A 22,406-nucleotide genomic window follows, 5' to 3' on the forward strand; every position below is an offset into this window, starting at 1 on the left:
GGGCACAGCGGGCAACCATGTGGAGGGGCGACACAGGGCGAAGCCGGAGGCTCTTGTGTCCCGGAGCTGTCCCTGCTCTGCCCCTGCTCTGTCCCCGCGAAAACCCGGGCGGTCCCCGCGAAACCCTGCGAAACCCCGCGCGACCCGGCGCGACCCCGCGAAAACCCGGGCAGTCCCCGCGAAACCCCGCGAAACCCCGCGAAACCCCGCGAGACCCCGCGAAACCCCGCGCGGCCCGGCGCGGCCCGGCGCGAGAGACAATAAAGCTATGTATCTCCTACTGGCACCTTCTCCACGCGGCGCCGCGGGCACGGAACCGGCTGTGGATATTCTTCGCCTCGATGCCTCCGGAGCAGCCGTCGCCACCCGCACGCTCTTGCGTACCGATCTTCCGCTGGCGGTCCGGGAGCTGGAACGGGAGCTGGAAGGGGAGCTGGGCCAGGGACGTCGGCCCCGCTGGGTCTGGTACAAAGCGCAGGGCTGGTACCCGGACCTGCTGGCAGCGGGCGTGCGCGTTGACCGCTGCCACGACGTCGCCCTGTGCCGGAATATACTGGTCCACTCCACCTTCACCGCCGGCACGGACTATGCCCTGACCACGGCTCCCCTTCCCTTGGACGATCGCCCTGAGCCACGACCTGTCATGGCAGATCAAGTCAGCCTCTTCGAAGAACTTGACCAACACCCGCGCAGCGACGGCCCGGAGATGGCTGAGCTACGGCAGGAATTCACCGCTCAGCTGCAGTCGGTCCGGGAGTCCACCCAGCCCGCACGACTTACCCTGCTCCTGGCAGCTGAGTCAGCGGGTGCGCTGATAGCCGCCGAGATGCGGCACACCGGCCTGCCCTGGCGCGCCGATCTGCACGAGCAGATCCTCCTCAGGCATCTTGGCCCGCGTCCAACCGGTGCCCAGCGCCCGGAGAAACTGGAGTTCCTGGCCGGCCGGCTCCGCGAGGAGCTCAAAGCTCCCTCACTTAACCCGGATTCCGCGCAGGAGCTCGTTCGTGCTCTGCACCGGGCCGGCATTGAGACGAAAACCACCCGGTCGTGGGAGCTGGAACAAATCTCCCACCCGGCCATTGAGCTTTTGCTGGCCTACAAAAAAATCAGCCGGTTGCACACGGCGAACGGCTGGGCCTGGCTGGACCAGTGGGTGGCCGGGGGACGCTTCCGTCCCGAGTATGTGGTCGGCGGCGTGGTCTCCGGGCGCTGGGCATCGCGCGGTGGCGGCGCGCTGCAGATTCCCAGGCAAATACGAGCTGCAGCGCATGCAGATCCGGGCTGGAAGCTGATCGTTGCCGACGCCGCGCAACTGGAGCCGAGGGTGCTGGCTGCCTTGGCCAAGGACAGCACAATGGCCGAAGCCGCCCGGGACAAGGACCTCTATGCCGGGATTGCCGCGCAGGGATTCGGCGGCGACAGGGCCAAGGCAAAGGCGGCGCTGCTGGGTGCCATGTATGGTGCGACGACGGGCGAGTCCGGTCGGCTGATGGGCCAGCTGGCCAAGAGCTATCCCGCCGCGGTTGGTTTCGTGGAAGCAGCTGCGCGGGCCGGCGAGCGTGGCGAGGTGGTGACCTCCAGATTGGGACGCAGCTGTCCTGCGCCGTCGGATCAATGGTTGGCTACGCAGCGCAGCAGCACGGCGGAGGAGCAACGGCGGGCGGAGAGCGCCGCACGTTCGCGGGGGCGTTTTACCCGGAATTTCGTGGTGCAGGGGTCAGCGGCGGACTGGGCTGCCTGCTGGCTGGCCGAAGTACGACGGCGGCTGGGCGCCTTGACGGCCGAACTCGCGGTGCCGTCCGCGGCCGGCACCGCGGACGCAACGCCTGCACACCGGAAAGGCCCGGAGCTGGTCTTTTTCCTGCACGACGAGGTCATGGTCCATGCCCCGGATGAGCTGCTGGACAGCGTCGTGCAGGTGCTGGAGGAATCCTCGCGGGCTGCTACCAGGTTGTTGTTCGGGAACATACCGATCGCTTTTCCGGTGAACATCACCGTTGTCGACTCCTACGCCGATGCCAAGTAGCCGCACCCGCACAGCGGTCAGAGCGGCGCGGCGATAATGCGGTCGGCATCCCAAGGAACCGACCAGTGAAGATGTTCGAACAAGCGGCTCAGGATTCCGGCGGTGAAACCCCACACCAGAACCCCGTTTACCAAAAAGGCAGGGCTGCTGAAGGTCCGTGGGCCACGGTTCAGTGTTGCCGTATACCGGTTGTCCGGATCCAGCAGATCGCGGACCGGGACACGAAAAACCTGGGCGGACTCGCCGTAGTCCACCACAGCGACAGCGGACGGAGCAGTCCACCAGGCCAGCACCGGAGTCACCATGAAATTACTGACCGGGAGGGCAACCTCCGGCAGCCGGCCCAGGATCTGGACTCCGGCCGGGTCCAGCCCGGTTTCTTCCACGGCCTCCCGCAATGCAGTCGCGTCCACAGATGCGTCCCCCGCGTCGACCCCACCGCCGGGGAAAGCGACCTGCCCGGGATGATCCGTCAGCGTGGCAGCCCGCTCTATCAGCAGCACATCCAGCCCGGCGGGAGCCAACGGCTTGCCGGAGGCGGCGGGAACGTCATCCAGGGCACCAAAAAGCAGCAATACCGCAGCCTGCCGCGCCGTGCGTGGATCCAACGGGCGCGGCCAATGATCATCCCGGGCGGCATCGAGGCCACCCGAAGCGGCTTTCTGCGCGATGGCCACCAGCTGAGCATAAACACTGGCCGTCCGCGCGCCGGCCACTGCAGGTTTCCGGGTCACAGGCTGTCCGCGACCCGCGTCGTCGAACGTCCGGATACCGGCGCCGCCGGTCCCATCCCCGCTCCAGCCGCAGATCCCGTCGTCGGGCCGGACGACTGCTGCCGTGCCAGTAACTGTGCTTCCTGGCGGTACTCGGCCGCACGGGAAACATCACCTAGCATCCGTGCCAGCAGTTCCTCATTGCCCGGTGCCAGCTCGTATTTGAGCAGCTTCTTCGCTTTTACCGGATCCGTCTCGCCCTCTCCGTAGGAGGGACACAAGGTGGCGACCGGGCAGGCACCGCACGCCGGTTTACGTGCATGGCAGACCCGACGCCCGTGGAACACCACCCGATGCGAGAGCATCGTCCACTCAGCCTTAGCGACTAAAGCGCCAACATCTGATTCAATCTGGACCGGATCTTTGGACTCAGTCCAGCCGAAGCGCCGCGCAAGCCGAATGAAATGGGTATCCACAGTGATCCCGGGGATTCCAAACGCGTTGCCGAGCACAACATTGGCCGTTTTGCGCCCGACGCCGGCGAGCGTTACCAAATCGTCCAGCCGTCCTGGCACTACGCCGTCATACTCGTCAACAATTCGGGTTGCCAGCGAAATCAGGCTCCGGGACTTGGCACGGAAAAAACCGGTCGACTGGATCATGGTTTCCAGCTCTGCCACATTGGCCTCCGCGAGTGCGCGGGCGTCAGGGTATCTGGCAAACAGTGCCGGCGTGGTCTGATTGACCCGCACGTCGGTGGTTTGGGCGGAGAGCACGGTGGCCACAACGAGTTCGAACGGATTGCGGAAGTCCAGTTCCGCGTGGGCATACGGGTAGGCCTTCGCCAGCTGCCGGTTGATCTTTCCCGCCCTGCGCTTGAGCGCAAGCAGAGATTCACCGGTGCCGCGGGGCACCGAATCCGCCGCCCCGGTCTTAGCCGACGCACTTTTAGGCGGCATTGTCCGGACCAAGAATTACTCGCTCTCTGGCGCCCGCTCGATATTGCGCAAATCACGCAACACTCCCGCGCGGCCTTCGGTGTTCTGCACCAGGAAGTCGTGACCGCGATCCTTCAGGGCCAGAATCCAATTGCCTGGTTCCACATTGTAAAGGAACGCCCCGGTCTTTTCGTCGAACACCGGACGCTTACGGTCAACGGCAAACCAGAATGCGTCATAGACGGCTTTCTCGCCCTGCCGATTCCCCGCATCGTGGCTGTGGTCCGGATCGTGGCGTGATCCGGGATCGACGGTAGCGCCAATGCTTTCCGGCCTGGCGTGTGTATGCGTGTCGACCGTCGGGTTGTGCGCCGTTCGCGGGGCAGCAGCGGCGGTTTCGGCCGTGTGCTGAGCTAGTGCACTCTGTGCTGCGCCGTTCTGGCCGGCGGCGTTGGAGGGCAATGCGTTGGAACCGGCAGGATGCGAGACACCGGGTAGCGCCTGACCGGACGTGTCAGGCGTCGGAGCGGACTTGCCGGAAGCGGACCGATCAGCGTCCGGCTTGGCACCGTCGAGCTTCGCAGCCGCCGGCTTGGCAGCGTCGGGCTTGGCAGCGTCGGGCTTGGCAGCGCCGGGCTTGGCAGCGCCGGGCGTAACAACCACTGGCTTCGCAGCAGCCGTCTGGGTAGCGTCCGTCTTCGCAGCAACCGCCGACTGGGCAACCACCGGCTTCGCAGCATCCGACTTGGCAGCGTCCGGCTTAGCAGCATCCGACTGGGCAGCGTCCGACTGGGCAGCGTCCGTCTGGGCAGCGTCCGTCGAAGCACCAATAGACTTCGCAGCAGGCACGGCAACCGCAGGCTCGGCAACCGCAGGCTTGGCTGCTACCGGCTTGGCAACTGCAGGTTTGGCCACCGCGGGAACAACATCGCGGGCCACCGGATGCGCAGGCGTTTCCGGACGATGTGCAAAGTCGGCTGCGAAGAACGCAAGCCAAGGCGCGACGACGGTGGATGCCAGCAAACCGAGGGAACCTATCAGCCCGATCAGGAAAGCCCAACGGAAATCAGAGACCGTGTAAAGGAAGAAAAATGCGGTGGCAAAAGACGCAACCACGGAACCGAACTGGTCAACAGAAAGCGAGCCGATCCTCGTCTTGACGCCGGCAGAGAACCGCCGGGTCAGGAACAGGACGCCGGTGAGCAACGGCAGCACTACCCCAATGCCCAGGAAGAACAGGGAAAATCCGTTCCACAAGTTCAGGTAGTAATCGGTGCGAAACAGTGGCAGCACGGAACCAATAAAGATCACGACGACGGACCCCAAGGCCACCACGTCGCGCAGGGTCAGCGGACCCAGCAGTGCCTGGCTCGTCTGGGAACGCCCGGGAGCGCCCAAGGAAGTGCTGCCAACGGCTGGCTCCGCACCGTTGTCGCTGCGGCTTCCTAAGCCTTTGTCGGCGCCGAATTGCTGCTCTGTCATCTGGTGCTCCTTGCCGGACGGCCATCCTGTAGCCCACCGGTATGTCTGGCACGGACTCGCCTAAGGCGGCCCGCGTCGCTCTTCTGGAAAGTCACGATCCTATTACAGCCTAATGACACAACCCTGACATCACTAGCAGGCGAATACGCCAGTCGCTGCTGGTCGCAGATACAGGTCCACTCGCCGCAGGAGCTGTGACCGAAGACACGTGCGGACAATGCGGCGCGCTAAGGTTGAATCCGGAATCAGTCTTAGCTGAATTGAGAGGTTAGAGATGTCCCAGGACCCAATTGCGGTCTCACCCGCAACCGGTAATACCGGTGCCGGCAGCACCGGTGACGCGCTGGAAAACCTGCTGCAGGAAAACCGCAAGTTCCCACCCAGCGCCGGATTCGCTGCGGATTCCGTCGTGAAAGCGTCCGAATACGCCGAAGCGGCAGCTGATGCCCCGGCATTCTGGGCCAAGCAGGCGCGCGGACTGCTTTCCTGGCATAAGGACTTCACCGAGACACTCGATTGGTCCAACCCGCCGTTTGCCAAGTGGTTCGGTGACGGCCAGCTGAACGCCGCCTACAACGCGCTGGACCGGCACGTCGAAAACGGGCTCGGCGAGCGCGTTGCCATCTACTTTGAGGGCGAACCGGGAGACACGCGCAGCTACACCTATGCGCAGCTGACCGAGGAGGTAAAGAAGGCCGCCAATGCCTTTGAGTCCCTGGGCGTAGCCAAGGGCGACCGCGTGGCCGTCTACCTGCCGATGATCCCGGAGGCAGTGATTACGCTGCTGGCCTGCGCACGGATCGGTGCCGTACATTCGGTGGTTTTCGGCGGGTTCTCCGCGGATGCGCTGCGTTCGCGCATTGACGATGCCGAAGCCAAACTGGTGGTCACCGCGGACGGCACTTACCGCCGCGGCAAGCCCAGCGCCCTCAAGCCCGCCGTGGACGCCGCGCTCACCGCACCCGGGCACACAGTCGGGCACGTCGTCGTCGTCAAGCGCAACGGTGAGAACGTTGACTGGACCGAGGGCCGCGATCTCTGGTGGGACGACGCCGTCGGCGGTGCAGCCGCCGAGCACACCGCCGTCGGCCATGATGCCGAGCACCCGCTGTTTATCCTCTACACCTCCGGTACCACCGGCAGGCCCAAGGGTATCCTGCACACCACCGGTGGCTACCTGACGCAGGCCGCGTACACGCACAAGGCCGTTTTTGACCTGCATCCGGAAACCGATGTTTACTGGTGCACGGCCGACGTCGGCTGGGTCACCGGTCACACATATGTCGCCTACGCGCCGCTCATCAACGGCGCTACGCAGCTGATCTACGAGGGCACGCCGGATTCCCCGCATCAGGGCCGCTGGTGGGAACTGATCGAAAAATACAAGGTTTCCATCCTCTACACCGCGCCCACCGCGATCCGGACCTGCATGAAGTGGGGTCGAGAGATCCCGGGCAGGTACGATCTGAGCTCCATCCGGGTGCTCGGTTCTGTGGGTGAGCCGATCAACCCGGAGGCCTGGATGTGGTACCGGGACGTAATCGGCGCGAATGCGGGGAAGAACGGCGAGAAGAAGGATGACCCGGCACCGATCGTAGACACCTGGTGGCAGACCGAGACGGGCGCGCAGATGATTGCGCCGCTGCCCGGCGTCACCGCCACGAAGCCGGGCTCGGCCCAGACGCCGCTGCCGGGCATTGCAGTGGACGTGGTGGATGAGATGGGCGAGTCGGTACCCAACGGTTCCGGCGGTTACCTGGTGATCCGAGAACCGTGGCCGGCTATGCTGCGCGGCATTTGGGGAGACGAGCAGCGTTACAAGGACACCTACTGGTCCCGTTTCGACTCGATGTACTTTGCCGGTGACGGTGCCAAGTTCGACGACGACGGCGACGTCTGGCTGCTGGGGCGGGTCGACGATGTGATGAACGTCTCCGGACACCGCCTCTCCACCACGGAGATTGAGTCCGCGCTGGTCAGCCACCCCTCAGTCGCTGAAGCGGCCGTGGTGGGGGCTGCGGACGAGACCACAGGGCAGACCGTGGTGGCGTTTGTGATTCTGCGCGGGAGTGCTGTGGATGACGCCGATATTGTGACCACACTGCGCAACCACGTGGGCAAGGAAATCGGCCCGATCGCTAAGCCCAAGACGATCCTGGTGGTGCCTGAGCTGCCCAAGACGCGGTCCGGGAAGATCATGCGGCGCCTGCTCAAGGACGTCGCCGAGGGCCGCGACGTCGGTGACGCCTCCACGCTGGCTGACAACTCGGTAATGCAACAGATCGCAGAGTCACTGAAAAAGTAGAGCGCCACCGGAAACGCGGGGCGGTGTGAGGTGCGCGCGATGGGGTCGTTCCGACGATCATCCCATCGCGTGCACCTTAGCTACTTAAAGCGTAATCCAAACGTGACAAAATGATCGAAATTTATCTCTTTTGAGCATTGACGTTCGATTTTTATCGTTTATGCTTGGTGCATGTGATGCGTTTCATAGCCGCATGTTGTGCCAAAGCCAGTCTTTCAAAGGGAGAAACCATGTCATCGATTGAAGAGCGGTTCGCTGCCGGCGCCAACCGGCCCGGTCTGGACCGCCGTACGCTGCTCAAGACCTTGGGAGTGGGCGCCGTTGGGCTGGCCGGCATTCCCCTGCTCTCCGCATGCACCGGAGGCAGCGCACCCGGTGCCTCCGCCACCGCCTCGAAATCACTGAGCTTCGGTTCCGGCTCCTCCGATGAAGTCCCCAAGGCCGGGTATAAGGCGGTTACGGATGCCTTCACCAAGAAGTCAGGCATCACGGTCAACACCAACGTGGTTCCGCACAACGATTTCCAGAACAAAATCAACACCTACCTGCAGGGCAGCCCGGACGACGCATTCACCTGGTTCGCCGGCTATCGGATGCAGTACTACGCCGGAAAAGGACTACTCACCCCCGTGGACGATGTTTGGGAAAAGATCGGCCCGAACTTCTCCGACGCTATGAAGAAGGCCTCCACGGGACCCGACGGCAAGAAATACTTTGTGCCGAACTACAACTACCCTTGGGGCTTCTTCTACCGCAAGAGCTTTTGGGCCGAGAAGGGCTACGAAGTTCCGACCACGTTTGACGCCCTCACGTCCCTCAGCGCCAAGATGCAAACCGACGGCATCATCCCGATCGAGTTTGCAGACAAGGACGGTTGGCCGGCGTTCGGCACTTTCGACTACATCAATATGCGCCTCAACGGCTACCAGTTCCACATGGACCTCACCGCCCACAAGGAGTCCTGGGACCAGAAGAAAGTCAGCGATGTCTTCGATACCTGGAAGGCACTGCTGCCATATCAGAACCCGGGCGCGCTGGGAATGACCTGGCAGGACTCGGCGAAGTCCTTGGGGGACAAGAAATCCGGGATGTATCTGCTCGGCTCGTTCGTCACCCAGCAGTTCACCGATCCGGCGCTGCTGGCGGACATTGATTTCTTCCCGTTCCCTGAAATTGCCATGGAAGGAATGGACGCCGTAGAGGCACCGATTGATGGCTTGCTGCTATCGAAGAAGGGCGGCCAGAATCAGGCAGCCCACGACTTCCTGGCCTTCATGGGCACAGCCGAAGGACAGGACGCGTACGCCTCCAAGGACCCATCGAACATCGCCACTGCAAAGGGCGCTGACCAGTCCAACTTCAGTCCGCTGAATAAAAAGTGTGCGGATGTGATTGCCGGCGCTAAGAGCATCAGCCAGTTCTTTGACCGGGATGCGCTCCCCGCCATGGCGAACAACGTGATGTTGCCGGCACTGCAGGGATTCATTAAGGACGGCTCGATCGACGTTAAAAACCTCGAGGCCCAGGCGAAGACGCTGTACGCCGCGCAATAACTGCCGCGCGGCTCCGCCCCGGACCTCGTTGGTCCATATCAGTCGGGGCAGGCTCACCAGGGTCTGCCCCGACGTTCGATCAGAAAAAGAGTTTGTCATGACCACCGGAATGGAATCACCGATCGGCATTACCGGCGCAAAAGGGGATGCCCGTCCCCGCAAAAGGCGCCGAATACGGCTCCTCTCCCGCACCGACAAGATCGTGCTCAGTGTCATGGTCGGGATACCCACCCTGATCCAGCTGGTACTGATCTGGATCCCAACGGTGCTCTCGATCGGGCTGTCCTTCGTCCGCTGGAACGGCTTGGACCTCTCAGACATCAAAGCTGCCGGTGTATCCAATTACAGCTACGTCTTCAAGGACTATCCGCCGTTCTGGCCGGCGGTGCAGCACAATGTGCTCTGGCTGGTTTTCCTGGCCGTTATAGCGACCCCGTTGGGGCTGCTGCTGGCGGTACTGCTGGACCAGAACATCCGCGGTTCAAAGATCTATCAGAGCATCTTCTTCATTCCCGTGATGCTTTCGCTGGCCTTGATCGGGATTATCTGGCAGCTGTTTTACCAGAAGGACAACGGCTTACTGAACTTCCTGCTCGGTACCGCCGGCACCCCGCAGGCCGTGGACTGGTTCGGCGACTCGGATGTGAACATCTGGGCCGCCCTGATCGCAGCGACCTGGCGACATGCCGGATACGTGATGATTCTGTATTTGGCCGGCCTCAAGGGCGTGGACGCCTCGCTGAAGGAAGCGGCATCCCTGGATGGCGCGAACGCGTACCAGACTTTCTTCCGAATCGTCTTCCCCGCCATGCGTCCTATCAACATAGTCATCGTGGTGATCACGATCATCGAATCCCTGCGTGCGTTCGATATTGTCTACGTGATCAACCGCGGCACCAACGGACTGGAGCTGATCAGTGCGCTCGTCATCCAGAATCTGGTCGGTGAAGGGCAAGTGATAGGCGTCGGTTCCGCACTGGCAGTAATTTTGCTGGTCATTTCCCTCGTCCCGATCGTCTTCTACTTGTCCCGCGCCTTCGGGAAGGAAAAAGTCTAATGAGCTCAGCAGTCGCATCCCGAACCCGCCCATCCGCCCAGGACGTACAGAAGCCTCGGAGACATAAAAAGCGCCACTACGGTACCCACATCTTCCTCATCGTGATGGCCGTCATGTGGTTGATTCCGCTGCTTTGGTCACTCTTCACCGCCTTGCGCCCCAAGGCGGACACGGACAAATACGGTTACTTCAGCCTCGGCGGGGCATTTAACTTTGACAACTTTGTCCAAGCCTGGACGCAGGGCGGATTCCCAAAGTACTTTATGAACTCGCTGATTATTACCGTTCCGACGATCATTCTGGTTCTGCTGTTCTCCTCGATGATGGCTTTCGCGGTCAGCCGGGTGACCTGGAAGTTCAACATCACACTGCTGATCATGTTCACCGCCGGAAACCTTCTGCCGCCGCAGGTCCTTGCGGCACCACTGTTCAGCATGTTCAAGCACTTCAACCTGCCCTACGCCATCAGCGACTCGGGCAACCTGCTCAACACCTACTTCAGCGTCATCCTCGTCAACACCGCCTTCCAGACCGGCTTTTGCACCTTCGTGCTCTCCAACTACATGAAGGCTCTCTCCGCGGACCTGACCGAGGCCGCACTGGTGGACGGTGCGGGCATCTGGCGCCAGTACTGGAACATTATTCTGCCGCTCTGCAGGCCGGCCATCGCCGCGCTGGCAACGCTGGAACTGATTTTTATCTACAATGACTTCTTCTGGCCACTGCTCTTCATTCAAAGCGGCGACCGGCTTCCGGTCACTACCGCCATTAACAACCTGCAGGGCACCTTTCTCTCCGACTACAACCTGCTGGCCGCCGGAGCAACGATCACCGTGATCCCCACGTTGATCGTGTACCTGCTGCTGCAGCGCCACTTCGTGGCCGGCTTGACCCTCGGCTCAAGCAAGGGATAGTCCGGGCAATGCGAGCGCAGCAACCGGAGCCGCCGTCGTCATCCGCCTTTTGACCACCAGCCTTGAATCAACAACAGTGAGGAAGCTAAGATGCTCGCCGACGCCCGACGCTCCGCGATAACCGCCACTGTTGCCCGCGAGGGCGTGGTGCGGGTGGCGGATCTGGCCGGCATGTTCAGCGTCTCCCTAATGACGGTGCGCCGGGACATAGATGTACTGGACGAAGCGGGCCTACTGGAAAAAATCCACGGCGGTGCGAAGATCCCCGGGGGCGCCAGTACGCACGAACCCGGGTTTGAGCTCAAATCGACGCAGGCTTTGGACGAAAAGGAAGCGATCGCGGCGGAGGCTGCCTCAATCGCGCAAGAGGGCATGGCGATCGGCCTCAGCGCGGGGACCACCACCTTTGCCCTGGCCAAGCTGCTCTGCCAGATGAGCGGACTGACCATAGTGACAAATTCGGTGCGTGTGGCAGATGTATTCCACGCAGCCCAGGCCAAGCTTTCCGTCATTCTCACCGGCGGCGAAAGGACTCCCTCCGATGCCCTGGTGGGTCCGATTGCCACGTCTTCGGTGCGGCAGCTGCACCTGGACCTGTTGTTCCTGGGGGTGCACGGCGTTGATGCACAAGCCGGTTTTACCACCCCGAATCTGCTCGAAGCGGAGATGGACAGGGCCCTGATTACCGCTTCCCGCAAGGTGGTGGTGCTGGCGGATCACAGCAAATGGGGCATGCAGGGCATCAGCACAATCGCCGCGCTGGAGGACGTCGACGAGGTGATCAGCGATGCCGGGCTGGGCTCGGAGGCCCAGCGGGTGCTGCGGCAGCGGGTGGGTCGGCTGCGGCTGGTCCCCGTCCCGCAACGACAAACTGCCTAATAGACTCATCCGCTAAAGACGCAGAGGTACCCGATGGAACCGAACCCAATGAACCCGATCCACCTGCGCGCTGCCGGGGTGAGCCTGCTGATTGACCTGAGTTCCGGCGAGCCGTCAGTGCTGCATTGGGGCGCAGACCTGGGCAGTACGCTGCCGGATCTGTCCCTGGCCGGAGTAACGTCCGGACCGGTTCCGCACTCGGCCCTGGATGTTCCGGTTGTCCTGGGCCTCCTGCCGCAGGCATCCTCGGGTTGGCGGGGGCGGCCCGGGCTGCGCGGACACCGGCTGGCGGTTAGCAATGGCGACGGCCGTGTTGGCGACGTTGGCGACGGCGGCGGAGGAACCGACCGTGGTGGCGACAACGAAACCCGTGACGGAGCCCGCCGCGGCTTCTCCGCCCGGTTACGGCTGACCGGGAGCCACGCTACCGAACGCTCGGCCAGCATCACCACCGCCGATGCACAACTTGGCCTGACTGTGGTCACCGAAGTGACACTGCACGACGGCGGGCTGCTGGAGCTCCGCCATCGTCTCACCAACGACGGCAGCACTGACTATGCGCTGGAGGAACTCGCGGCCGTCCTGCCGGTTGGCCCGGAAGCCACCGAGATACTCGACCTGACCGGGCGCTGGTGCCGCGAGCGCCACCCGCAGCGCCATGGTGTTCAGCAGGGAACCTGGCTGCGCAGCGCCCGGCACGGCCGCACCGGCCATGATTCCTCGCTATTGATGGCTGCCGGCTCCCTGGGGTTCGGCAACCGGCAGGGAAAGGTCTGGGCCACGCACTTTGCCTGGAGCGGGGACCATGAATCCTATCTGGATGCGGTGGCCGATGGCCGCAGGGTTCTGGGTGCCAGCGAGGTATTAGGGTCCGGCGGGATTGTGCTGGCACCGGGCAGAAGCTACGTCACTCCGGCACTGTTTGCCGCCTACTCCAGCAGCGGACTGGACGGGATTTCCGCGGCGTTTTATTCGTGGTTTCGGGGCAGGGCGAAGCACCCCTCCACGCCGAGACCGGTGGTCCTCAACACCTGGGAAGCGGTCTATTTCAACCATGACCTGACGGTACTCACCGCGCTTGCCGACTCGGCCGCGGATCTGGGAGTGGAGCGCTTCGTGCTCGACGACGGCTGGTTCCGCCACCGCCGCGACGATCACGCCGGTCTGGGCGACTGGTACGTTGACCCAACGGTGTGGCCCGAGGGCCTGCATCCGCTCATTGACGCCGTCACGGACCGGGGAATGGAATTCGGGCTGTGGGTGGAACCGGAAATGATCAACCCGGATTCGGACGCGGCGCGGGCACATCCGGACTGGATCTCCGGGCCCGGTTCCCGCCTCCCGCTTCAATGGCGCCATCAGCAGGTGCTGGACCTGGTGAACATAGAGGCCTGGCAATATATTTATGACCGGTTGGACGCCCTGTTGAGCGAATATCGCATTTCCTACCTCAAATGGGACCAGAACAGGGATCTGACCGAAATGGGGCACGCGGGCGGCCCGTCCGCGCATGAGCAGACTTTGGCCACCTACCGGCTCCTCGATGCCCTGCGTGCTGCTCACCCGGACGTGGAAATCGAAAGCTGCTCCTCCGGAGGCGCCCGGGTTGACCTGGGGATCCTGGAACGGACGGACCGGATCTGGGCCTCGGACTGTAACGATGCGCTGGAACGGCAGACCATCCAACGCTGGACGTCGATGGTCGTCCCCCCGGAACTCGTCGGTGCGCACGTCGGACCGCCCACCTCACATACCACCGGACGCACGCATGCGCTGTCGTTTCGTGCCATCACTGCATTGTTCGGGCACTTCGGGCTGGAATGGGATATCCGCTCCCTGTCCGTTTCCGAACACGATGAACTACGCAGTGCCATCGAACTGTACAAAAAGCACCGCACACTGCTCCACACCGGCCAAATGGTCCGTGCCGACCTGCACGATCCATCACTGCTGCTGCACGGTGTAGTCGCCGGGGACGGGTCCGAGGCGCTGTTCGCGCTTGTGGCGGTGTCGACGTCGTTCTCGGAGCAGCCGGGCCGCGTCGCCATTCCCGGGCTGGCGCCCGAGCGCAGCTACTGCGTCAAGGTGATCTACCCGTCCGCGCAGGATCCTGCCCCCGCCTCTGTCCATGAAGAAGCCGGCCTCACCGGTCGCGATGCCGGTCCCTATGTGCAGACGTCCGCGCCGGCGTGGCTGGCCGGCGGAGTCGTGGCCTCCGGTCAGTTCCTGTCAGAGTCTGGCCTCCCGATGCCCATTCTGAACCCGGAACACGCCATCCTGCTGCACATCAGCGCCGCCTAATGCGCATCTGCAGTGCCCGCGTTGGCGCTGTTTCGGCGGTTTAGTCCCATCGTGCGCACTCCGGATGGGATAGTGGGGAAATGACTTCTGCTGCGCTCTCCGCCAACCGGGGCACCGTCCTGGTGCTGAACGGGCCCAACCTGAATCTGCTGGGAACGCGCGAACCAGGCGTCTATGGCAACACAACCCTGGCCGACGTGCAGGAACTGGCCACTCAGACGGCTCATTCGTTGGGCTTTGGCACCCATTTCATCCAGTCCAACCACGAAGGTGATCTGGTGGACGCCATCCACGGGGCACAGAACTCCGCGGTGGGCATCGTGATCAACGCCGGAGCGTACACGCATACCTCCGTGGCGATCAGGGACGCGCTGGCCGCTGTCGGTCTGCCGACGGTGGAAGTACACATCTCGAATGTGCACCAGCGCGAAGAGTTCCGGCACTATTCCTACCTATCCGCGGTAGCGGATGCGGTCATAGTGGGCGCAGGGGTGCATGGATACGAGCTGGCCATCCGTTACCTGGGACGAACGCTCCCGCAATAGCGCTGCTAAGGAGAAGGCTACGCTCCGGTGCCGGTTACGCTTTCTCCGGCGCCGTTCCCTGCGGTGCCGCATTTCATTAAACCGCTCATTTTGTAGTGCACTGCCCCGATGGAACCTGCTGATTCAACTCTGGCGCGGCTTGGGCTACCGGAGCCAATTCCGTCAGTGTAAAGGCGTAGCCGATCTGTGTCGTGTCCGTCGATCTGGCGAAGACGGCGCCGACTACCTGACCCGCTTCGTCCAGCAACGGCCCGCCCGAGTTCCCCGGCTGCACGTCGGCGGAAAGCTGGTAGACCTCTTCGCTGGAAGGGTTCTGGCCATAGATATCCGGCACCAGGACGGTGGAGACCCGCTGCACCGTTGCTGGTTTCGATTGGAATGGGCCACCATGCGGATAGCCCGCAAATGCGGCCGGCTGGCCCGCGTGCAGCTGCTGGCCGAGCTGGAGCGCCCGGGCCTGGAGCCCGTCGACGGCGAGTACGGCCAGGTCCTGCTGCGGGTCAAAAGAAACGACCCGGCCCGGGAGCGACCCGCCGGAGGGAAGCTCCACCACCGGACGCGCCACACCGGCCACCACGTGGGCGTTGGTCACCACCCTGCCGGGAGCGACCACGAAGCCGGAGCCGGTCTGGTTCTGGCCGCATTGGAATGCCGTTCCGGTGATCTTCAGCACGGATTGGGCCGCCGTGTTCAGCGCCGGCGTGTCCGTACTGGTGTTGGGCGGATCCATGGGAGTCACCGGACCGAGCTGATCGAACAGCCTCGGGATGCCCTCGTTCAGGACGATTGAGCGAAGTTGCGCCACAGAGGATCTCACCGGCGTCGGCGTGAGGGAATCGATGGTGCCGATCACCCTGGATTGGCCCAGCTGGGTCGAGACGAACGGTATTCCGAGGTTGGATACGCTAAAGGCAAGGACGGAAATCATCAGCGCTCCGACGGCGAGATTCAAGACTCCGCCCAGCAGCCGGTCCATTGAGCGCACTGGACGGAACTTCACCCGCCGGCCGATCAGCATGCCGATCCTGAGTCCGAGGGTGTGGCCGAGCCCCACGAGCACCAGCACGGCCAGGATCACCAGCGCCGTCCGCCAGCCACTGTCTGCTGCCAGCGAGCTGACAAAGGGCACGGCGAAGAACGCCGCCACAGCGCCGGCAACGAAACCGAGAATGCCGGCCAGGCTTACCAGCAGGCCTACCCGCAGGCCATAGACGGCCTGCGCGACGAGCCAAATCAGCAACGCCAGGTCCAGCCAAGTGAATCCGAACATGCCCGTCCTCGCTCCGGACCACGACCGGCCCGGACTGTCGAGTTTACCGGCTTAGTCTGACAACTCGTTCTCGGTTGGCGCCGAAGCGCGCAGGGAGGGTGCAGGGAGAGTGCCGCGAGGGTGCCGAAGCGCGCAGGGCGGGGGCCACGGCGGCCCGGACAGCGGCGCAGGCACCGGAAGGGCGCTGGTCAGCTGCGGAGGCAACGGACGGCACTACTGGCAGGCCGCTTAGGATGGAACCATGAAGAAGTTTGCAACTGCGACGATCTACGGGCTGCCCCTGTGAGGCTCCGTGACGCTACGACTGAGGAGTTCGCCGGCTGGGACGCCCTGGTCCTGACTAATCCGGACCGTGGGGAATTGCTGCAGAGCACGTTCTTCGCGGAACAGAAGCGGGCCAACGGGTGGGTGCCGCGCTATATGGTCTACGACGGCGGCCCGGACCGTATCTACGCGCTTTATCTGGTGAAGAAAGTACCGCTGATCGGCGAGTTGTGGTATTCCCCCAAGGGACCCGGTGTCAGTACCGCGGACGCACTGGCCGCCGTCGTCAGCGCCAATGAAGCATACGCGCAGGAACATCCCGGCATTTTTCTCTTCAAGCTCGAACCCGAGTTGTCCGCCGGAGCCGCCCTGCCGCCGTCGTTATTACCTGTCCACGCGGTTCAGCCGAACATGCACACCGTGATCATCGACCTGGCACCGGAGGAAGAGACGGTCTTTGCATCGTTCCGCCAGCGCGGGCGGCGCTCAGTCCGCAAGGCGGAGAAGAACGCGGTGACGGTGCGCGAAGTGCCTGTCGAGCCCGCGACGACAGCCCTTATGTATGCGCTGTACAAGGAGACGTCGGAGCGGGCCGGTTTTTACCTGCGGGCGGCAGATTACTATCAGAATTTCTGGCGGGAGGCCGCGGCGCGCGGCTACGGTTCCCTGCATTTTGCCTACCTTGACGATGAGGTGATCGCAGGGATCTTCGTGACGCACTTCGGCACCAAAGCCCTCTACAAGGACGGCGCCAGCTCGCGCAGCCATGACAACACCGGCGCCGCGCATCTGCTGCAGTGGGAGACCATGAAGGCGCTCAAGGACCGCGGCGTTCTCAGCTACGACCTGCACACAACGCCACCGGCCGATCAGCTCGACGACAAGGATCATCCCAGTTACGGGCTGGGACAATTCAAGACCAGCTTCTCAAACGAGATCACCTCCTACGTTGGCACCTTGGACCAGGTCATCAAAAAACGGGCCTACGGCCTTTGGACAAAGCTCGGCGAGCGGGCGGCGCAGTCACTGTCGCACCGGCTGTTGAAGCGTATTTACTACTGAGCCCCTTACTACCGGGCCCCTTACTACCGGCAGGACAAACGACAGTGAAAGAGTTCACGGCACGGTTTGCCACGTCCGCCGAAATTGACGGCTGGGACGGGCACGTCACCGCAAACCCGCAGGGCGGCAATGTGCTGCAGTCAAAATCCTTCGCCGCCATTAAGGATTACACCGGCTGGAAGCCCCGCTTCGTGATCCTGGAAACACCGGACTACTCCAGCTATAACCTGGTACTGGAAAAGACGTTTCCCGTGCTCGGCCGCTTCTGGTACATGATCAAGGGCCCGGATGCCGCTGCTGCCGAGGATCTGACGGGGATGTTGCGGGCCCTCAAAACCTTCATGGCCGCCAGCAATCTGCATGTCTTTGCGATCAAAATCGAACCTGATATCCGTGCGAGCGCTGCACAGCACGCGCTCTTCACCGGGCTTGGTCTGGTTAAGGCACCCATCGTGCAGACCAACACCAATACCGCCATTTTGGACATCAGCGACGAACCGCAGGAATTGCTGCGGAAGCTGGGCAGCCGCGGCCGGCATGCCGTCCGGAAGGCCATCCGCTCCAATGTTGAGGTGGTCAAGGCTCCGGCAAACGACGAAACCTACCGCATTATGTACGACCTGATGGGCCAGGTCGGCCAGGGCAAGGCCAACGTGGTGCTCCGTCCTTTCGAGTACTACGCAAAATTCTGGCAGCTTTTTTCCGATGCCGGGCAGGGCCGGATGTATTTTGTGTACGAAGGCGGCAAGCCGTCGGTGGGTGCCTTTGTACTCAATTACGGGCGCAAGGGTACCTATAAGGATGGTGGCTCCATCCCGGCCCGCTCCCAATACGGCGATTCGCATCTGGTGCAGTGGACCGCCATCAATGAGCTCAAGGGCCTGGGCGTGGCCGAGTACGATTTCTGCGGAACGCCGCCGAGCGCCCAGCTCAAGGATGAGTCACATCCGGCCTATGGCAGGGGCCTGTTCAAGACCAGCTTCACTAAGAACGTCATCGATTGGTGCGGCCCTTACGATCTCCCGTTGAGCCCGTGGCGCTATAAAGTCTGGACAAAGCTGGTGGAACGGGCGATGCGAAAGCTGTATTGGCGCCGTACCAGACAGCCCTACTACTGAGGCGCGTTGCCGTAAAATCCCTAAACCAGAGGCGCCAGTCATGACCTCGAATGCCAAGTTGGTCACAAAACTGTCAAACTTCTGAAACAATCGAAAGAGCGCTTTAGACGAAACACTTGAACTCAGGAGAATTTATGGACATCGAGGTACTGCGCCGGGCCCCACTTTTTGCCACGCTCGACGACGAAGCGTTCCGGCTGCTGACCGATGAGCTGACCGAGGTGGACCTTTCCCGAGGTGCCTCGGTCTTCCGCGAAGGCGACCAGGGCGATCAGCTGTACTTCATTGTCTCCGGCAAGGTGAAGCTGGGCCGCACCTCCCCCGATGGCCGTGAGTCCCTCGTAGCCATCCTCGGCCCCGGTGAGCTGTTCGGCGAGATGGCGCTTTTTGACCCGGCGCCGCGCAGCACTACCGCCACCGCGGTGTCTGAGACGCGACTTGCTGGCTTGAAGAACGATAGCCTCAGAGCGCTGCTGCGTAACCGTCCGGAGGTGTCCATGCAGCTACTGCAGGCCCTCGCCCGCAGGCTCCGCCGCACCAATGACAATCTTTCGGATCTGGTCTTTTCGGACGTTCCCGGCCGCGTGGCAAAGGCACTGCTGGATTTGGCGGACCGTTTCGGCCGTCCCGCTACGGATGGCGTCCTGGTGGCCCATGAGCTGACGCAGGAAGAGCTGGCCCAGCTGGTCGGGGCGTCCCGCGAAACCGTCAATAAGGCCTTGGCAGAGTTCGTTCAGCGCGGCTGGCTGCGCCTGGAGGCCCGCGCCGTCGTCATTCTCGATATCAACCGGCTGCGCCAGCGCTCCCGCTAAGTACGCACCAAGGTCTGCACCTGCATAGAGCCCGCATAGCCCCGCATCGCCGACGGCGTGGAGGACCCGCCAAGAAGTACCGCGATTTATGATGCGCGTTTAACGACGGCAGCGGCCGGCCGAAAGGTCGCGGGACTCCGCGCTGATGGGCCGGGGATTCTGCGGGGTTGAACTCGCCGCGCAATGTCGACCAACGCCGGGATTGCGCCGAAGTACTTTCTTAGCCCTAGCCGCTGTCCGTCCGCTCGGGTACATTCGTGGCTATGGGCAACAACGAGCTTTCAGTGCATATCAATGCCGATGCCGAGCAGGTCTGGCGGATGCTCCGCGAGCCGGCGCGGACCGCCCAATGGCACGGCTGGGAGTCGGACAGCCTGGCGGATGAGATTAGCCAGATTTACTACACCGGAGTCACTGAGGGCCCGGATCATCTGAGCCTGCACATGGCTATGGGTGATGTCTTCACCCTCAAGCCAGTCCCGGATGGCACGGTCCTGACCATGACCCGAGGCAAGGCGACGGGTGAGTGGGCGCCCTATGATGGCGATATCACGGCGGGCTGGGCCATGTTTATTCAGCAGCTGCGCTTCGCATTGGAAAGGCATCCGCACGGCACCCGGAGAACCATTTTCGCTGACGGCATGACCTCTTCTGCACGCTCGCTCTGGGAAGCACTTGGCATCGACACCGGTTGGCTGCCGGAGGCCGGCGGCGATTATTCGCTGCAGCTGAGCACAGGCGCCTCACTGGAAGGGAAGGTGTGGTACCGCTCCGACACGCAGCTCGGACTAACAGTGCAAAGTTACGCCGAACATGCTGATGGTCTGCTGATCCTCGCGGAGCAGGCGCCGCTGAAGGGGATCCGGCCTGCGAAGGGGGCGCAGGTAATTGCATCGACCTACGACCTGGGCGCTGCCGCGTTTGAGTCCATCGCTGAACAATGGGACGGCTTCATGGAGCAGCATTTCCCCGAGGGGTAAGGGCAGCGGGAACTTCGGTCAAGTTCTTGTTGCCCAGCACTCCAGGCGCCCAGCACCCAGCACCCCGGCGGCCTTGCCCGACCGGTAATTCGGTTCCCGATTCCCCCATGCAAACCCCGATCCCCCACGCAAACCCACGTAACCCGGTAGCCCTCTTCACGCGATCGGCTCCGTAGGCAGGTCCTGCGCCACCTTCCGCACTTTCGGATCGTTTTCGTCGGCTCCATAATCCGAGTTTCTGGTCAGATCTCTGCCCGCTGGAGCCTTCAGCACACGCAGGATCAGGGTCAGCAGCACCGCCACAACAATGTTCAGGGCGAAGGCCACGATCGCGATATAGACCTGGACATTGGTGCCGGGTATCGCTGCGATGGAGCCGCCGAAGTGTGCTTTCGTCACTGGATTGAGCACCGAGTAAGCGGCCACCGTGCCGTAGATGATGCCCGCTGCCCAGCCGGCAAACAGCGCCCACCGGTGGAACCAGCGTGTGTAAAGTCCGGCAACAATGGCGGGAAAAGTCTGCAGAATCCAGATGCCACCCAATAGCTGCATATTGATGGCGGCCGACTGGTCCATCGCAATGACAAAGACCAGCGCCCCGAACTTCACCGCCAGCGAGACCAGTTTGGAGACCTTGGCCTCCTGCCGCGGGCTGGCATTGGGCCGGAAGATATCCCGGTAAATATTGCGTGTGAACAGATTGGCCGCCGCAATGGACATAATCGCAGCGGGCACCAGTGCCCCGATCGCAATCGCTCCGAGTGCAATACCGGCAAACCAGGACGGGAAGTTATCCAGGAACAGCTGCGGAACCACCAGCTGCGGGTTGATGGTCCCGTTCAGTTCCTTCGGCTTGGTTCCAGCGGCAATGGCAACGTAGCCGAGCAATGCCAGAAAACCGAGCATCAGCGAATACAACGGCAGCAGCGCCGCGTTCTTACGGATGGTGTTGCGGCTCTTGGAAGCCAGCACGCCAGTGACCGAGTGCGGATACATGAACAGCGCCAGCGCGGAACCCAGTGCCAACGTCCAGTAGGCGGAGAAACTGGCGGCTCCGGGGATCACGGACCCGGCCGGTTTGCCGGTTGCCGCATTGACCGCACCGAGTTTTACCTCCGCGGCCCCGAAGATGTGGTCCCACCCACCGAATTTTCCGGGCAGATAAATAATGGCAACCAGAACGGCCAGATAGATCAGCACATCTTTCACGACGGCGATCATGGCCGGCGCACGCAGCCCTGAGGTGTAGGTGTAGGCAGCCAGCACTACGAAGGCGATGATCAAGGGCAGATCGTTCAGGAGCCAATTCTCCCCGCTGCCCACGCCCAGGACCGTCAGCACCGATTTGATGCCCACCAGCTGCAGCGCGATGTAGGGCATGGTGGCGACAATTCCCGTGACCGCAACGGCTAACGTGAGCGTCCTGCTGCCGTACCGGCCGCCGACAAAATCAGCGGTGGTAACGAAGCCGTGCCGGTGCGACACAGACCAGAGCCTGCTCATCAGCAGAAACACGATTGGATACAGTACGACGGTGTACGGCACCGCGAAAAAGCCGCTGACTGCGCCGGTTGCCCACATGGCAGCGGGTACGGCGACAAAGGTGTACGCGGTATAGAGATCGCCGCCGAGCAGGAACCAAGTGATCCAGGAACCGAATTTCCTGCCGCCGAGTCCCCATTCGTCGAGGGTGTGCAGCCCTTCTTTTCCACCACCACGCCATCGGGCGGCATAGAAGCCCAACACGCCTACCAGTACGAAAAGTACGACGACGACGGTCAGCGCCACGCCGTCGACGGGCTTCACCGCGCCTCACCGCCCTCAGCAGCACCGCTGTCAGAACCGCTGTCAGAACCGTCGTCAGCAGCGTTGTCCCTGGGGCCGCCGTCGTCGGACGTTCCGGGATCCGGATGCCGCAGGATCTGCCGCCTTCGTCTGTCCTCCCTGCTCATCAGGGCGTAGCACACCCCTATCAGTGCCGCGTCGATGGGAACCCAGAGCATTTGGTACCAGTAGAAGAAAGGCAGGCCGCCCAGCCGTGGCGTACTCCTGGCATACATCGGCACCAGCAGCGGGAAAACAACCGCAATGGCCAGCAGCAGCCCGCTGATGACGTAGGGGCCGGGTTTCGCGGGTCCGCGCGTTGGGATATCCGGCGGGAGCTGCGTACTGGCCATGGTCAGGTCC

General features: G+C 62.8%; 18 protein-coding genes. 12 read left to right on the plus strand and 6 right to left on the minus strand.

What is annotated here, in order from left to right; genetic code table 11:
- Positions 1-268 precede the first annotated feature (268 nt).
- Positions 269-2,026 (plus strand): bifunctional 3'-5' exonuclease/DNA polymerase, encoded by a 1,758-nt coding sequence (locus IV500_RS01765; RefSeq protein ID WP_196395107.1) that lies wholly within the window; start codon positions 269-271, stop codon positions 2,024-2,026.
- A 17-nt stretch (positions 2,027-2,043) separates the two neighbouring features.
- On the opposite strand, the gene IV500_RS01770 is transcribed toward IV500_RS01765, so the two are convergent.
- From IV500_RS01770 to IV500_RS21855, 3 genes are read right to left on the minus strand one after another with little or no spacing between them, the layout of a single operon-like run.
- On the minus strand, positions 2,044-2,697 hold the full coding sequence (locus tag IV500_RS01770) for an NUDIX hydrolase (protein ID WP_376770178.1): 654 nt from the start codon (positions 2,695-2,697) through the stop codon (positions 2,044-2,046).
- 59 nt (positions 2,698-2,756) lie between these two features.
- On the minus strand, positions 2,757-3,698 hold the full coding sequence (nth, locus tag IV500_RS01775; RefSeq protein WP_196395108.1) for an endonuclease III: 942 nt from the start codon (positions 3,696-3,698) through the stop codon (positions 2,757-2,759).
- A gap of 15 nt (positions 3,699-3,713) precedes the next feature.
- Entirely contained in the window at positions 3,714-5,159 is a 1,446-nt protein-coding gene (locus IV500_RS21855; protein ID WP_196395109.1) for a hypothetical protein, read from the minus strand.
- A gap of 274 nt (positions 5,160-5,433) precedes the next feature.
- On the opposite strand from IV500_RS21855, the gene acs reads away from it, so the two are divergent.
- The 7 genes from acs (at position 5,434) to aroQ (ending at position 14,713) form a co-directional block, all read left to right on the plus strand.
- On the plus strand, positions 5,434-7,464 hold the full coding sequence (gene acs / locus IV500_RS01785) for an acetate--CoA ligase (RefSeq protein ID WP_196395110.1): 2,031 nt from the start codon (positions 5,434-5,436) through the stop codon (positions 7,462-7,464).
- A gap of 230 nt (positions 7,465-7,694) precedes the next feature.
- Positions 7,695-9,017, plus strand: coding sequence for an ABC transporter substrate-binding protein (locus tag IV500_RS01790; protein ID WP_196395111.1), 1,323 nt, complete (start codon positions 7,695-7,697; stop codon positions 9,015-9,017).
- A gap of 97 nt (positions 9,018-9,114) precedes the next feature.
- Positions 9,115-10,074, plus strand: coding sequence for a carbohydrate ABC transporter permease (locus IV500_RS01795; protein ID WP_230854334.1), 960 nt, complete (start codon positions 9,115-9,117; stop codon positions 10,072-10,074).
- Positions 10,074-10,988: a carbohydrate ABC transporter permease gene (locus tag IV500_RS01800; protein WP_196395112.1), complete on the plus strand. Its 915-nt coding sequence runs from the start codon at positions 10,074-10,076 to the stop codon at positions 10,986-10,988. Before IV500_RS01795 ends, IV500_RS01800 begins: the two co-directional genes overlap by 1 nt.
- 90 nt (positions 10,989-11,078) lie before the next feature.
- Positions 11,079-11,867, plus strand: a complete 789-nt coding sequence (locus tag IV500_RS01805; protein WP_196395113.1) for a DeoR/GlpR family DNA-binding transcription regulator — start codon at positions 11,079-11,081, stop codon at positions 11,865-11,867.
- Between the two features lie 48 nt (positions 11,868-11,915).
- Positions 11,916-14,168: an alpha-galactosidase gene (locus IV500_RS01810; protein WP_196395211.1), complete on the plus strand. Its 2,253-nt coding sequence runs from the start codon at positions 11,916-11,918 to the stop codon at positions 14,166-14,168.
- Positions 14,169-14,248: 80 nt separating this feature from the next.
- Positions 14,249-14,713, plus strand: a complete 465-nt coding sequence (gene aroQ / locus IV500_RS01815; protein WP_196395114.1) for a type II 3-dehydroquinate dehydratase — start codon at positions 14,249-14,251, stop codon at positions 14,711-14,713.
- An 85-nt stretch (positions 14,714-14,798) separates the two neighbouring features.
- Here the strand turns inward: aroQ and IV500_RS01820 are convergent, their stop codons facing one another.
- Positions 14,799-15,983, minus strand: a complete 1,185-nt coding sequence (locus tag IV500_RS01820; RefSeq protein ID WP_196395115.1) for a MarP family serine protease — start codon at positions 15,981-15,983, stop codon at positions 14,799-14,801.
- 282 nt (positions 15,984-16,265) lie between these two features.
- On the opposite strand from IV500_RS01820, the gene IV500_RS22060 reads away from it, so the two are divergent.
- From IV500_RS22060 to IV500_RS01840, 4 genes are all read left to right on the plus strand, one after another.
- Positions 16,266-17,309: a lipid II:glycine glycyltransferase FemX gene (locus IV500_RS22060; protein ID WP_196395116.1), complete on the plus strand. Its 1,044-nt coding sequence runs from the start codon at positions 16,266-16,268 to the stop codon at positions 17,307-17,309.
- A gap of 44 nt (positions 17,310-17,353) precedes the next feature.
- The gene (locus tag IV500_RS01830; protein ID WP_196395117.1) at positions 17,354-18,427 is read left to right on the plus strand and encodes a lipid II:glycine glycyltransferase FemX; all 1,074 of its coding nucleotides are present in this window, start codon (positions 17,354-17,356) and stop codon (positions 18,425-18,427) included.
- A gap of 134 nt (positions 18,428-18,561) precedes the next feature.
- Positions 18,562-19,239, plus strand: coding sequence for a Crp/Fnr family transcriptional regulator (locus IV500_RS01835; protein WP_196395118.1), 678 nt, complete (start codon positions 18,562-18,564; stop codon positions 19,237-19,239).
- 263 nt (positions 19,240-19,502) lie between these two features.
- Positions 19,503-20,219 (plus strand): SRPBCC family protein, encoded by a 717-nt coding sequence (locus IV500_RS01840; protein ID WP_196395119.1) that lies wholly within the window; start codon positions 19,503-19,505, stop codon positions 20,217-20,219.
- A gap of 156 nt (positions 20,220-20,375) precedes the next feature.
- Here the strand turns inward: IV500_RS01840 and mctP are convergent, their stop codons facing one another.
- Together mctP and IV500_RS01850 are read right to left on the minus strand one after the other, a co-directional pair.
- The gene (gene mctP, locus IV500_RS01845; RefSeq protein WP_196395120.1) at positions 20,376-22,025 is read right to left on the minus strand and encodes a monocarboxylate uptake permease MctP; all 1,650 of its coding nucleotides are present in this window, start codon (positions 22,023-22,025) and stop codon (positions 20,376-20,378) included.
- Positions 22,022-22,396: a DUF3311 domain-containing protein gene (locus IV500_RS01850; protein ID WP_196395121.1), complete on the minus strand. Its 375-nt coding sequence runs from the start codon at positions 22,394-22,396 to the stop codon at positions 22,022-22,024. The genes mctP and IV500_RS01850 overlap by 4 nt, the downstream gene beginning before the upstream one ends.
- Between the last annotated feature and the right edge of the window lie 10 nt (positions 22,397-22,406).

Source organism: Arthrobacter terrae (assembly GCF_015708085.1).
Classification (GTDB): Bacteria; Actinomycetota; Actinomycetes; order Actinomycetales; family Micrococcaceae; genus Arthrobacter_M; species Arthrobacter_M terrae.